This window comes from Pedobacter chitinilyticus (assembly GCF_003313385.1).
Lineage (GTDB): Bacteria > Bacteroidota > Bacteroidia > Sphingobacteriales > Sphingobacteriaceae > Pedobacter > Pedobacter chitinilyticus.
Map to the genome: position 1 here is coordinate 482,933 of NZ_QMHN01000004.1, position 13,910 is coordinate 496,842.

Sequence of the window (13,910 nt, forward strand, 5' to 3'; positions counted from 1 at the left end):
GTATGGAACATAGAAGGTCAAAAGGTTGGGGCAATTTGAAGTATTTGATACTGGGGACATTGTTTGGGATGGTTTTTGTAAAGGCTGAAATAGTGAGCTGGTTTAGGATACAGGAAATGTTCAGATTGCAATCTTTTCATATGTACGGCGTAATTGGAAGTGCCGTTGTGGTTGGAATGTTGTCGGTATTTATCATCAAGAGATTTAAAATAAAGAGTTTAAGTGGTGAGCCAATTACCTTGCAGCCAAAGCAATTTAATAAAGGGCAAATATATGGTGGCCTATTATTTGGTTTTGGATGGGCGCTTACTGGAGCTTGTCCTGGGCCGCTATTTGCACAAATTGGAACAGGCGCCACGGTGGTTGCAGTAACTTTGTTGAGCGCTATTGCTGGCACTTGGTTTTATGGTTTAATCAAAGAAAAATTACCTCATTAATGGAACAAATTTTAATTATTACTGGAGGAAGTAAAGGTATTGGTAGAGGTATTATTGAAGCTTATTTGGCCAAAGGCGTACGTGTTTTTTCGATAGCACGAAGTGTGGATGCGGAACTTAGTGCTAAAGGCGTTACTCAAATTTCGTTTGACCTTACCAAAACAGAACAGGTGGAGCAGCAGCTTGGGGCTATTTTTGAACTATTGAATGCAGATGAAATTGTTAAAATTACTTTGGTAAACAATGCTGGTACTTTGGGAGAAATAGCGCCACTTGAGAAACTGGAGGCGAAAGTGATTGAACAGGTATTTAAACTGAATACGGTAGTGCCGTATATCTGTAGTGCGGCTTTTGTTAGGCTTACTCGTGAAATTTCTGCAGAAAAATCTATCCTAAATATTAGTTCGGGTGCTGCATTGAAGCCTTATTACGGTTGGTCTACTTATTGCGGTAGCAAAGCAGCGTTAAATATGTTGACGCAAAATTTGGCCTTGGAACAACAAGACCTTACTAATGGGGTAAAGGTATTGGCTATTGCGCCTGGAGTAGTAGATACTGATATGCAAGCGCAAATTCGTAAAAGTGATAAGGATGATTTTAAAGAAGTGGAAAGATTTGTAGCGTTGAAAGCAGATGGAGGGTTAAATAATGCCGCTGCGGTAGGAGAAAGCATTTATCAAATGGATCAGGACAAAACCATTGCCAGCGGTTCGATTTTAAGGGTAGAGGGTAAATAACGTGAATTCCAGTTAAGGAAATGCTTTCTACGCATCATAACAGGTTTTAGGCCAAAAAAATCAGTTTTTACTACTATGCATGGTTCTGTCGCTTCGCGGACAAACTTTTATCAAGTAGTTTTTATTGTTTTATTTGTCTTGATGCTTTCGCAGGCTCAGGTTTCCTGTAGATGAAAGAAGTATGCAAAAAAATCCACGGCTGCACCCTGTTCTATTAAAGGAATAATTAAGGCCAATTGGTGCATGCCGAACAGGCCAAGGCCGATTTTAATAGAACGAAGAGGCTTTGCTGAGGCTGGAGATAATGAAAAATTACAAAACGCTTCCAGACTCATGTTAATATGAATTTAGTTGGCGGCTAGAGCATGGTGTCTGCTGGCTCCCTCCGATTTGTCAGAGAGAGTGCGTGACGGAATTCCCCTCTCCCAGAGGGGTGCCCAACGGGCGGGGTGTTTATTGCCATAAGTACAACCCTGAAATTAATAAACCCCAATTGAAACATTTTACGGTTTTTGATGTTCTGTTACCACTAAAACTGAGATAAATGATGAAAGTTGTTATTGGACTATCAATGCTCGCTTGCTTAGGTGCATGTACGCAAACGACCAAGGTTACTGGCGATAAGGCGAAAACAGATTCGGTGGCAAATATTCCCGTGGCAGAACAAACATGCTATGCTTATATTAAAGGCAAAGATACCGCTGAACTTACTTTGATTACAACAGGTATAGTTTCAACTGGAGAGTTGAAATACAAGTGGTTTGAGAAAGATAAAAATATAGGGACGATTGAAGGCGAGATGCATGGTGATACCTTAATTGCGGCGTATACTTTCGATTCTGAAGGACAAAAGTCGGTAAGACAAGTAGCCTTTTTGAAAAAAGGGAACCAGTTTTTAGAGGGCTTTGGTGACGTGGAGGAGAAAGACGGAAAAACGCTTTTCAAAGATTTGAAGAAGCTAGATTTTAGTCCATCGATGGTGTTTGAAAAGGTAGCCTGCAAATAGCTTAAAATTTCTCGAATTTTTCCCAAAAGCCATCTTTAGGTAGCTTGGCAAATATTTTTACGGGCTCTTTTTTTACGGGATGTATAAATTCCAATTGGCGGGCGTGCAGGCAAATACTGCCTTTTTTGCTTCCTCGTGGATAACCGTATTTATTGTCACCTACAATAGGGCAGCCCATGTTAGAAAGTTGAACCCTAATTTGGTGCGAACGTCCAGTAAGTGGATTTACCCTTAATAAATAATAGCCGTCAAGCTCGGTTAATAATTGATAATCTAGTTCGCAGTATTGGCTTCCTTTTACTTGGTGGTCGTAGGCGGTTACCACATTTTTCTTAGGATTTTTAATGAGCCAATCTACGAGTTTTCCTTGTGGTTTGGCAGGTTTTTTTCGCACTACAGCAAAATAAGTCTTTTTAATTTCGCGGTTTTTGAAAATGGCGTTCATCCTATCTAGTGCCTTGCTGGTTTTGGCAAATAGGATTAATCCGCTTACGGGCCTGTCTAAACGATGTACTACTCCTAAAAATGCACCTCCCGGTTTATCGTATTTGGCCGCAATGTATTTTTTAACTTGCTCATCCAGAGGCTCGTCGCCAGTTTCGTCAACTTGTACAATATCTCCAGCTCTTTTATTAACGGCAATTAAATGATTGTCTTCGTAAAGGATGTCTGCGTCGGTAATGGCCATTTTAGTGGGTAGTAGTTAGTTTTTAGTAGTTGTGTTTGTGGTCTAAACCCGATTGAAGTGGAAACACTTTTTGTCGTATCCTTCGACAGGCTCAGGATGGCAATAACAAAAAGGTTGGAACAAAAAGCGGGACTGATTTTACCGATAAGCATTAAACCTACTTTTCAAAAAAGTCTTTTTTCTTTGCTCCTTTATCCTTTCTCCAATCTAATATTGTTCTTTTTCGTTAGGGAAATCGTTCGCTTTTACATCGCTGATGTATGATTGTGCCGCTTCTTTGATGCCTTCGTACAGGTTAAGGTACTGGCGTAAAAAGCGAGGTCTGAAACCTTTGGTTAGGCCAATCATGTCATTTACCACCAATACTTGACCATCGCAATGTGGGCCGGCGCCAATGCCAATGGTAGGGATTTGTAGGCTTTCTGTGGCTTCTTTGGCCAGTTTAGCGGGGATTTTTTCGAGTACAATGCCGAAACAGCCAGCTTGCTCTAGGGCCAGCACATCTGTTTTAAGTTTGTTGGCTTCGGCTTCGTCTTTGGCTCTAACGGTGTAAGTTCCAAATTTATAAATGGACTGTGGGGTAAGTCCCAAGTGCCCCATTACAGGAATGCCAGCGGTAATGATGCGTTGAACGGATTCAACAATCTCAATGCCGCCTTCGAGTTTTACGCCATGTGCGCCTGATTCTTTCATGATGCGAATGGCCGAGTTGAGGGCTTCTTTTGAGTTGCCCTGATAGGAACCGAAAGGTAGGTCGACTACTACAAAGGCTCTATGTGCGCCACGCACCACTGACTGGGCGTGGTAGATCATTTGATCGAGGGTAATGGGCAAGGTTGTTTCGTGTCCGGCCATTACATTAGAGGCCGAGTCGCCCACTAATAAAACATCTAGGCCTGCGTCATCTAATATGGTGGCCATAGAATAGTCGTAAGCGGTAAGCATGGCAATTTTTTCTTTGCGCTGCTTCATCTCTTGTAAAATATGCGTGGTTACACGCTTTATTTCTTTGTTTACCGACATGATTTTTGTTTTAGTGCACACAAAATTAGGGTTTATTTTTTAAAAAAGTGGTTAGTCACTAGTGGCTAGGGGTTAGGTACTAGGTATCAGTTATATAGTGCTTATTATCTGTTGAATGACTGATCAATTAATCCATTTCAACGATTAACCGATTAGCGATCTTTAGGCTTCATAAATTTTTTGAAAAAAATCTTGAAAAAAGCCATGTAAAAGACATACCTTTGTACTCCGAAATGAGAGAGTTCAAACAGCAGGTTTTATCATCTAGGAAAAGCGGCATGTCCGTTAAAAACTCTCTTTCTTTATTGTCTTTTTTTATCCCCAATTTTTATTGTAATTTAAATGACTAACTACACTAAGTTACCAGCGATTTTGTTATTAGCCGATGGCACCGTATTTTATGGCAAGGCTGCTGGAAAAATAGGAACTACTACTGGTGAGATCTGCTTCAACACAGGTATGACAGGTTATCAGGAAGTTTTTACGGATCCTTCTTATTTCGGGCAAATTATGGTGACTACCAATGCACATATTGGTAATTACGGTATGCACCGCGATGAGGTGGAATCTGACGGAATTAAAATTGCGGGTTTGGTCTGCAAAAATTACAACATCAACTATTCAAGAAAGCAAGCTTCGGAATCGATCCAAGATAGTTTCGAGAGTGAAAACATTGTTGGTATTTCTGATATCGATACACGTGCTTTAGTGCGTCACATCCGTAACAAGGGAGCAATGAATGCCATCATCTCTTCGGAAATTACAGATTTGCAGGAGTTGAGAAAGAAATTGGAAGAAGTACCGCCAATGGATGGTTTAGAGCTTTCGTCGGTAGTATCTACCAAAGAGGCTTACTACTATGGTAATCCTGAAGCACCAGTTAAGGTAGCAGCTTTGGATTTAGGGATTAAAAAGAACATCCTTCGTAATTTTGATGACAGAGAGATTTATGTAAAGGTATTCCCTGCTAAAACTACTTTCGAAGAAATGAATACTTGGGGTGCTGATGGTTATTTTATCTCTAACGGCCCTGGTGACCCTAGTGCCATGCCTTATGCGATTGAAACCGTAAAAGCAATTTTGGCTGCGGATAAACCATTATTCGGAATTTGTTTAGGTCACCAATTGTTGGCAGAAGCTAACGGTATTGGTACCATGAAAATGTTTAACGGTCACCGTGGTTTAAACCACCCAGTAAAAAATATTATTAAAAATCACTGCGAGGTGACTTCTCAAAACCACGGTTTTGGTGTGATTCCTGAAGAGGTTAAACAATCGGACAAAGTGGAGATTACCCATATTAACTTGAACGATGACTCGATTGAAGGTATCCGTGTGAAAGGCAAAAAAGCTTTCTCAGTACAGTACCACCCAGAGAGTTCACCAGGTCCACACGATTCTCGTTACCTTTTTGATGACTTTTTAAGCATGATTAAGGGCGATTTAGTTTGGTAATAACTGGCTAAAGGGTAGAAGGCCAAAGTTGATAAGGCATTTTACCATATCAAATAATAAGAGGATGTTTGTTGAAGCAAGCATCCTTTTTAGTTTGAAGGAGTTCCCCCAACAACTATGCGACCAAAAACTAAACTACCAATCACCGAGTTAATTCATCATTTCATCCTCATAATTATTCCAATTAGCGGAAAAACATTTAGCGTTTAGCGCAAGCTTCTTACTTTTATATTGATGACAGACAGAAAAGCAATTATTAGCGTAAGCAATTTGGTAAAGCATTACGACGACTTCAAAGCGGTGCAAGGCCTTTCGTTTGAAGTTTATGAAAACGAAATATTTGGTTTGCTAGGTCCTAACGGTGCTGGTAAAACTACCACCTTGGAAATTATAGAGACCTTGCGCAGCAAAACCAGTGGTGAGGTTACTGTTGATGGTTTGAATATTGATACGAATGCCAGTGCCATTAAGCAAATTATTGGTGTGCAGTTGCAAGCCGCAGGTTATTATCCAAACTTGAACTTGGTAGAGCTATTGGAACTTTTTGCAGGTTTGTATGGTGCCAACATTAGCCCAATGGAGATGTTAGCCAAAGTGAACTTGCAGGAGAAGGCCAAAGCAAAATATAAAGAGCTTTCTGGTGGACAGAAACAGCGGTTTTCTATTGCTACTACACTCATTAATTCGCCAAAGATTATCTTTTTGGATGAACCTACTACAGGATTGGACCCGCAGGCCCGTAGAAATTTATGGGATTTGATTAGCGAAATCCGTAACAGTGGAACTACCGTAGTATTAACCACGCACTATATGGATGAGGCGGAACAGTTGTGCGATAGGGTAGCCTTTGTGGAGGCGGGAAAAATAATTGCCTTGGATACGCCTGATAAACTGATCGATAATTTAATTGCCAGCGGTTTTGAACGCAAAAAAGAAGTGAAAGCTGCGAATTTAGAAGATGTTTTTATTAGCCTTACAGGCAAGGAGTGGAGAGAATAATAAGAAGTAAAGAGTTTAAAGTAATAAGTTAAAATAGGATATGTCCCAACCTTATAATCATACAAAAGCTACCTTGGCATTGGCCAAAGCAAGTTTCAGGTCTATTACACGTAGTCCTTCGGCAGTGATTTTTACACTCGCTTTCCCTTTGATATTCATTATCGTGTTTGGCTTTATCGGTGGTGGCGGAATAAAGCTGGACGTAGCGGTAGCACCTGGTTCTGATTTGAATAATCCAGTGATTAACGCCTTGGAAAAAACAAGTGTGATTCGCTTAACCAAAAATGACACGCAGGAAAATATTGATAAAAGCTTGGAGAAAGGGGCTTATGATGCACTGATTAGCGTAGAGAAAAATCCCAACGGTTTACCGGCTTATTTTACCAATGTAAAATATACTTCGGCTTCGTTAACCAACGGTAATGTCCTACGGTCGGTGCTGAATGATATTGCCCACCAATTAAACACGGTGAACCAAAAACCAGCCGTTACCGAAATTAGAGCTACTACTGTTACTGGTCGATTACACCGCACCATTGACTTTATTTTGCCTGGACAATTGGGCTTTTCATTGTTGAGCACAGGCGTTTTTGGTACGGCGTTCATCTTTTTTGCTCTAAGACAAAACTTGGTGATCAAACGGTTTTTTGCCACGCCTGTTAGACGTTCGAGCATTGTTTTGGGCGAAGCGATTGCCCGTATCGGCTTTGCTTTGTTGGGCGCTTTGTTCATTATCCTGATCGGCCACTTCTGCTTTAATTTTACTTTGATTAACGGAGCGCTTACGGTATTGAACATGTTGGTGTTGGCCACTATAGGGGTCATTGTTTTTATGGGTTTTGGTTTCGTAGTCTCTGGCTTGGCTAAAAGTGAAAGCACCATTCCGCCTATTTCTAACATCATTACCTTGCCACAGTTTTTATTGTCGGGTACTTTCTTTTCCATTAATGCATTTCCAGCTTGGTTGCAACCTATTAGTAGGGCCTTGCCTTTAACTTATTTAAATGATGCCATGCGTAAGGTAGCTTTTGAAGGAGCTAACCTTTGGGATGTAAAACAGCAAATCTTAATTATGTTGCTTTGGGGCATCGGAATTTATGCCGTGGCGGTAAAAACTTTTAAGTGGGAGTAAGTTTTAGCAAACAACCCACGAGATATTTGGTTAAATTAGCTGTCTACTGTTAATTCAAATTCAAATGTCGAAAATTGCCATTATCTCCGCGAGTGTTAGAAAAGGCCGCAAAAGCCATAGTGTCGCCTTGTACTTTAAACGTTATTTAGAGGAAAGACAACTGGGTGAAGTCACTGTCCTAGATTTAGATGCTTATGATTTCCCACTTTTTGAGGAAAGATTGCGCCTTATTGAAAATCCTACGGAACAGATGTTGTCGTTTGCCAAGCAGATTGAAGAAGCCACTGGGGTAATTATTGTAACTCCAGAATACAATGGTGGTTATCCTGCTAGTTTAAAGAACGTAATTGATTTGTTATATAATGAATGGAAACGTAAGCCTGTAGCTATTGCAACGGTTTCGGCAGGAGCTTTTGGCGGTTCGCAGGTGATTACTTCGCTGCAATTCAGTTTGTGGAAAATAGGCGCTTTAACGGTTCCAGCTATGTTCCCTGTACCTACTATTGATAAGACCTTTAATGAAGAAGGTGTACCTGCTGATGCAGAGGCGATGGATAAGAAAGCAGGGGTTTTCATCAACGAGCTGTTGTATTGGATCAAGGCGAAACAGGCAACAGAAGCTTGATTTTAGTTTTTAGTGGAGATAATTAAAACATTTTTTAAAATGGTTTGCATCGTGTCTTAAAATGTTTATCTTTGCAACCTCATCAGGAAACCCTCGGGTTAAATGATAAGAAAAAAGGTGATACCACCATCGGGGTGTAGCGTAGCCCGGTATCGCGCCACATTTGGGATGTGGAGGTCGTAGGTTCGAATCCTGCCACCCCGACTTATTAGATGTCGAAATCTAGCAAAAACCCTCTAAATATTAGTATTTAGGGGGTTTTTCATTTTTAGTCAAGTCAATTGAAGGCATAAAATAGCATGTAATTTATGCCCTATTCTACACCCTGTTTTAATCTTGTATTATTGTCTCTGGTTTGATATAAAAATCTGTTTATCAATTGTTTAATTATTAATTGACCCCGTTTGATGTTTTTTGACATCGCATTTGAAAATGCCCCAAAATAGGGCATAAAATGGGCACAGAAAAAGAGGTATGAAGACACAGAACACATTCTCTGTATCGTTCTTTCTGAAAAAGGACAAGGAAAAAAATGGCGTAGCTCCATTGTATGTAAGAATTACGGTAAACGGAGGCCACGCGGATTTGGCAACCAAGCGTAAGATGCCTGTTGGAAAATGGGACCAAAAGTCCCAAAGTATGTCGGGGAAAACCGCGGAGGATAACTTGACAAGAGACGAGATCAGGTTGTTGGGTATAGAGATTAGTTCCGCCTATGAGGAACTGAGAAGAGACAGGGGAGAGCTGACTGCCGAAGCGGTAAAAGCAAAAGTTGAAGGGACTGAAATAGCTCCCTACACCTTGATGTTCCTGATCGATTACCATAACGAGGAACTCAAACAATTATTGGAAGAGGGAACGATGAAAAACTATCGGACTACCAAGCGGTATCTCACAGAGTTCCTGATTACCAAATGGAAAAAAAAGGATATCCTGCTAAAGCACGTAGATAATCTTTTCATAACGAACTTTGGACTTTTCCTTTCGAACAGAAAGCCTGATAAAGGGCAGCGTCCTTGTTCGAATAACTCCGTGATGAAGCATATGGAACGCCTCAAAAAGATGATAGGGATCGCTTTGGAGAATAAGTGGATTAGAGAAAATCCATTTCAGCATTTCAAAAGAAAGATGATTACCAAGGACCGTAACTGTCTAGATACTTACGAACTGGATAGGTTGAGGAATTTAGAATTGAGAAAAATAGGTGTTGGTACGGTAAGGGATATGTTTCTGTTTGCTTGTCTAACAGGGCTTTCTCCATGTGACATTACAAGGTTCAATAAAGATCATATCACAAAGGATGTTAATGGTGAATATTGGATCGAGATGTACAGGCAGAAAACAAAACGTTTTACGGAACGCAAGTTCAATGTGCTTCTTTTGCCGGAAGCTTTGGAGATCATTTCAAGGTACAAGCGTAATCCAGCTGCTTTAGCCAATGGCACTGTATTCCCCTATTATACTAATCAAATATTGAACAGATATCCTCCAATATAATAAGTATTCGCCACCTTCATCTTTCACCTGTAATGGTTACTGGTCATGAGCTTACTCGGTAAGCCTGTAATGCACCACTATCAACGTTTTAACCTCAATTTTAATAAAAAAATACAGCTTTGAAAAAAGGCGAAATTTATCATGACAGATTAGTGCCGCATCTTTTATCAAAAACATGCGCATGTTTTGCTAAAAACTACGTTAGGTTTTACCCAAAACTACGTTAGGTTTTCCCCAAAAGATGCGCATGTCTTAAATTTTCATCTAGCATGGCCCTAAAAGAACAAAATGCGGGTGTTAAAAATTTAAAACCTTCCAAATCTAGACCATACGCTTAAAGCTGTTGCTAAAGTATTATTGTTTGAAAGATAAGAATGGAAAATTATTGGTTTCTTCATTATAGTAGAACGAATCATAAAAACCCTGTGAATTTTTATGGAGCTTTTTTATTTGCGGCTGTAATTCCAAAAACTTATTTTTCGTCTAGTAACTAAACCCAGTTTTTCATAAAGTCCAATAGCACCCACATTTTTTTCGGCCACGTGTAAAAAAGGAATCTTACCTTCTTCAGCTATTTGGTTGGCCACAAAAGCAACCAATTGTTTGGCGTAACCTTTGCCCGAATGTTCTGGATGAGTCACTACCGCACTGATTTCTGTAGCATTCGCCATTTTCATTCTTTCGCCCGTTACAGCAACCAATTGATCATTTTTAAATATGCCGTAGTAATTCCCTAAATCAGGAGTTTTGTCTTTAAAGTAACCTGGTTGTACGAGGTTAACTAATGCTATTAACTCCTTTTGATAACTATCGTTTAATGGAACAATTTCTTCTTTCAATTCTAATTGGATAGGTTCGTGAAGTACCATTTGATTACACACTAACTCATTCTTCAATCGCAAATTTTGTGGGTGTGCGGAAGGTTTGTTCCCTACAATGAAGAAATCATTCGTTAAGTCGGCATATGCTTGTAGCGCATCTGCATTGATCTCTTCATGATTAAGTGCTCCAAATGGGCAGTACTTGGGGTCATAAAACTTAAAACCTTCCAAATTAAGGCAATGTGCTTGATGTGTAGTTGTTAACGAATTCCATACAGGATTATCTAAGGGATTGGCTTCCATTTTTAAAGATTTGATAAGTCCACTAACGTATCTAAAACTGATCTTTAAACCATCGGATTATTCGCTTTAGTCCGAAATTTTTACACTTCGGTGAGAAAAACTGCCATCAGCACTTTTGGAAGAGCTACCTTTGTAGCAGCAAAACACTACAAATCAATAAATGCCACAAACCGAAAGGACATTTTTAAGCAACAAAGCAAAACGAGCCGTTTTTGTACCCTTAGCCTTCGTGCTTTTTTATCTGGTTTCCTTTTTATTAGACCCCTACGCTACCTTTTGGCAGGAGTATTTCCAGAGAAGTTTTTGGAAGCTCTTAACAGAATGGATCGTATCCTTGGTGTTCTGTTTCTTGGTGTCCGAAGCCTCCATTTTTATCCACTCGCGTTTAAACAGAACACTGCCCTGGACAGACCAACCGTTAAAACGCCTCATGACCGAAGCACTTTTCAATATGCTGGCAGTGATGGTGGTCATCTTTCTCGATATTGCTTTCATCGTGTTCATCGAAAAAGAACACTTGGGTGATCCCTCTACCGAAGATATTAAAAACCTGATGCAATGGGGTGTAGTGAGTACCATGATTTCCTTTACGCTCATTGCAATTAACACGGGAAGTTACCTGGTGGCCAACTGGAAAAACTCCGAAATGAGTTTGGCCCAGCATAAGTTAAGAGAGTCGGAATTGAAGCAGGCTTCTGTAGAAGCGCAGTTGAATGCATTAAAGCTACAGTTAGATCCTCATTTTATCTTCAACAGTTTAAGTATTCTTTCGGAACTGATTTTAGAAGACCAACAGTTGGGTTATGAATACTCCGAACGGTTTTCGAGAGTGTACCGCTTCTTGCTTGTTAACTCCAAAAAGAACACCGTCTCTTTAGAAGAGGAGCTTAAGTTTTTGGATTCCTACATCTTCCTGATTAAACACCGCATAGGTTCGGGCATTACCTTTGATATCGATGTGGCTTCGCAAAGCAAATTATTGTATTTGCCTCCGCTAACCCTACAACTACTCATCGAAAATGCACTCAAGCACAATTCTACCAGTAAAAATAGCCCCCTAAATATCAAAATATACACCAAAGAAACGTCTGTTTTGGTGGTAGAGAATTCCTTATCTTTAATAGAAAACCAAAATTTGAGGTCTTTTGGTATCGGGCTGCCCAATATCATGAATAGGTTCCAGCTTTTGCAAGGGAAACTGCCCGAAATTGTGAAAGACGCAGCGACCTATAAAGTAATTATTCACCTTATGGATTATGAACAATAACATCCTTATTATTGAAGACGAAAAGCTAAATGCTGATCGTTTAAAGCGCCTCATAGGGATGATTAGGCCACAAGCTAATATCCTCGCCGTTTTAGAAAGCGTACAGGAAACGGTCGATTGGTTGGCAAATTCGCCCATGCCCGATTTGGTGATGATGGATGTAAGACTGTCGGACGGTCTAAGCTTCGAGATTTTCGAGAAAGCAAACATCACCTGTCCTATTATTTTCACCACGGCTTATGATGAGTATGCCGTTAAAGCCTTTAAGTACAACAGTGTTGATTACCTGCTGAAACCTGTGGAGCACGAAGAATTAGCGCTGGCTTTGGATAAAGTAGAGCAAAACCATTCCTTCAGTAACCAGCAGTCTATTGAAGATTTGGTGAGGTACCTTAAACCTAAGGAGCATCGGAGCCGATTTTTGATTCCTTTTAAAGATGGTTATAAAGCCGTATCGGTAAGCGATGTATATTATTTCTTTTTAGAGTTTAAGGTAACCAAGGCAAGGTTGCAGGACGGTACTGAAGTGGTGCTGCCACATACGATGGAAGAACTGGACCAACAATTGGATCCACATCAGTTTTTTAGAGCCAACAGGCAGTGTATTATTCACGTAAATGCCATAGCCCAACTGCACAACCACTTTAACGGTAAAATAAAGGTGGCTTTAAAAAACAGTGATATGGAAGTGATTGTGAGTAGGGAAAAGGCGGCGGCTTTAAAGCAGTGGATGGATTGTTAATTAGGGAATAGGAATTAGGAGTTAGTGGCTAGTAGTTAGTTCATTGGTTCATTAGGAAAGCTATAACCTCCCTATCCCCGTCATTTCGACGATGAAGGAGGAGAAATCTAACACTTAATAGCTTTATGCTAGATTTCTCCCTATGGTCGAAATGACGGCTTACTTCTTACCAATAAAATGAACGTCCTACTACAAAGGAAGTGAAAGTAGCGGCACGCTATTTCCCGAAGCCATGACCCTGGTTTTACTTTTTCGTAGTAAGCTATCCCAAAAACCATGGCGGTAAGGAACCATCACTAATAAATCCGTTTGCGAGGCGATGATTTCATCTTCAATGGCTTTAATGATCTTCGAAGATTGTACCTGTTTGTAGAAATGGTCAACCTGTGCCAATGAATGATCTACCAAATTGAGCTCTTCGCTATTTGAAAGGTCCTCCGCTCTTTGTCTCACATGGAAAACTTCCACAGTGGCACCAAAATCTTTGGCCAACACCTTTACATCATTCAATATTTTGGCATGTACACCTCGGGCAATATCGCAAGCAAAAAGAATGTGCTTAATGCCTTTGTACTGCGCTTGCAGTGGTATCGATAAAGTCGGAAACTTTAACCTATCAATCACTTGTGTAATGGTATTCCCCAACAAGTCTTGCTCCAATGATTTTTCTGGCATACCCATCACCAACAAGTCTGCGCTGTGCAAATGGATGCAGCCTACTAGTTCTTCATAAAAATCACCAGACGCAAAATGAATATCGGTTTTAATATGGTAAATGCCGCTAATCAATTCGGCAATCTCTTTCAGTTTATCACGTCTCCAAGTCGAAATCTTATCCATTTCACTGCCTGATACACGGGCATTCATGGCATGGATAGAAGTATTGTAAAGGTTGTAAAGCACCAGCTTATAACCTCTTTCGGCAGCTGCGGCAGCGGCATAAGTCATGGCATGATCTGCTTCGGCCGAAAAATCAGTAGCAACAATAATCGTTTTCATTTTTTTAGCATTGAGAAGATTAAGAATAGGAAAAACCGCCAGCATGTTCAATGTCTGGCAGTTCCCATCTGTGTGTAAATGGATAAGTTTAAAACAGAAACTGGAACACCAATGGCGTCGATTTCTCTGTTGTTGGGCAATATAATTTAAGGCGAATGCCTCTCTACGATTAAATTTTT

General features: G+C 40.2%; 14 protein-coding genes and 1 tRNA gene. 11 read left to right on the forward strand and 4 right to left on the reverse strand.

Annotated elements, in window-relative coordinates; translation table 11 throughout:
- The first annotated feature begins 2 nt into the window (after positions 1-2).
- From DUT70_RS14775 to DUT70_RS14785, 3 genes are all read left to right on the forward strand, one after another.
- Entirely contained in the window at positions 3-437 is a 435-nt protein-coding gene (locus tag DUT70_RS14775; protein ID WP_113648116.1) for a DUF6691 family protein, read from the forward strand.
- Positions 437-1,174: an SDR family NAD(P)-dependent oxidoreductase gene (locus DUT70_RS14780; RefSeq protein ID WP_113648117.1), complete on the forward strand. Its 738-nt coding sequence runs from the start codon at positions 437-439 to the stop codon at positions 1,172-1,174. The genes DUT70_RS14775 and DUT70_RS14780 overlap by 1 nt, the downstream gene beginning before the upstream one ends.
- A 544-nt stretch (positions 1,175-1,718) precedes the next feature.
- A complete protein-coding gene (locus DUT70_RS14785) occupies positions 1,719-2,180 on the forward strand; it encodes a hypothetical protein (protein ID WP_113648118.1) in 462 nt (153 codons plus the stop codon).
- A 1-nt stretch (position 2,181) separates the two neighbouring features.
- Here DUT70_RS14785 and DUT70_RS14790 read toward each other — a convergent pair whose 3' ends face one another.
- Entirely contained in the window at positions 2,182-2,868 is a 687-nt protein-coding gene (locus tag DUT70_RS14790) for an RluA family pseudouridine synthase (protein WP_113648119.1), read from the reverse strand.
- A gap of 207 nt (positions 2,869-3,075) precedes the next feature.
- Positions 3,076-3,891 (reverse strand): 3-methyl-2-oxobutanoate hydroxymethyltransferase, encoded by an 816-nt coding sequence (panB, locus tag DUT70_RS14795; protein WP_113648120.1) that lies wholly within the window; start codon positions 3,889-3,891, stop codon positions 3,076-3,078.
- A 342-nt stretch (positions 3,892-4,233) separates the two neighbouring features.
- Here panB and carA point away from each other — a divergent pair, with 342 nt between their 5' ends.
- The 6 genes from carA (at position 4,234) to DUT70_RS14825 (ending at position 9,599) form a co-directional block, all read left to right on the forward strand.
- Complete coding sequence (gene carA / locus DUT70_RS14800; RefSeq protein ID WP_113648121.1) at positions 4,234-5,346, forward strand: glutamine-hydrolyzing carbamoyl-phosphate synthase small subunit; 1,113 nt, start codon at positions 4,234-4,236, stop codon at positions 5,344-5,346.
- Between the two features lie 234 nt (positions 5,347-5,580).
- Entirely contained in the window at positions 5,581-6,345 is a 765-nt protein-coding gene (locus DUT70_RS14805) for an ABC transporter ATP-binding protein (protein ID WP_113648122.1), read from the forward strand.
- Between the two features lie 40 nt (positions 6,346-6,385).
- Positions 6,386-7,477, forward strand: a complete 1,092-nt coding sequence (locus DUT70_RS14810) for an ABC transporter permease (RefSeq protein ID WP_113648123.1) — start codon at positions 6,386-6,388, stop codon at positions 7,475-7,477.
- Between the two features lie 64 nt (positions 7,478-7,541).
- Entirely contained in the window at positions 7,542-8,102 is a 561-nt protein-coding gene (locus DUT70_RS14815; protein WP_113648124.1) for an NADPH-dependent FMN reductase, read from the forward strand.
- Between the two features lie 130 nt (positions 8,103-8,232).
- Positions 8,233-8,306 (forward strand) — tRNA-Pro (locus DUT70_RS14820).
- 270 nt (positions 8,307-8,576) lie between these two features.
- Positions 8,577-9,599 (forward strand): site-specific integrase, encoded by a 1,023-nt coding sequence (locus DUT70_RS14825; RefSeq protein ID WP_113648125.1) that lies wholly within the window; start codon positions 8,577-8,579, stop codon positions 9,597-9,599.
- Positions 9,600-10,045: 446 nt separating this feature from the next.
- On the opposite strand, the gene DUT70_RS14830 is transcribed toward DUT70_RS14825, so the two are convergent.
- Positions 10,046-10,723 (reverse strand): GNAT family N-acetyltransferase, encoded by a 678-nt coding sequence (locus tag DUT70_RS14830; RefSeq protein WP_113648126.1) that lies wholly within the window; start codon positions 10,721-10,723, stop codon positions 10,046-10,048.
- Between the two features lie 160 nt (positions 10,724-10,883).
- Here DUT70_RS14830 and DUT70_RS14835 point away from each other — a divergent pair, with 160 nt between their 5' ends.
- Together DUT70_RS14835 and DUT70_RS14840 are read left to right on the forward strand one after the other, a co-directional pair.
- A complete protein-coding gene (locus DUT70_RS14835; RefSeq protein ID WP_113648127.1) occupies positions 10,884-11,990 on the forward strand; it encodes a sensor histidine kinase in 1,107 nt (368 codons plus the stop codon).
- Positions 11,980-12,732 carry a LytR/AlgR family response regulator transcription factor gene (locus tag DUT70_RS14840; RefSeq protein WP_113648128.1) on the forward strand — a complete coding sequence of 251 codons (753 nt, stop codon included), beginning with the start codon at positions 11,980-11,982 and terminating at the stop codon, positions 12,730-12,732. The genes DUT70_RS14835 and DUT70_RS14840 overlap by 11 nt, the downstream gene beginning before the upstream one ends.
- A gap of 189 nt (positions 12,733-12,921) precedes the next feature.
- Here DUT70_RS14840 and DUT70_RS14845 read toward each other — a convergent pair whose 3' ends face one another.
- On the reverse strand, positions 12,922-13,731 hold the full coding sequence (locus DUT70_RS14845) for a universal stress protein (RefSeq protein WP_113648174.1): 810 nt from the start codon (positions 13,729-13,731) through the stop codon (positions 12,922-12,924).
- Positions 13,732-13,910: the final 179 nt, after the last annotated feature.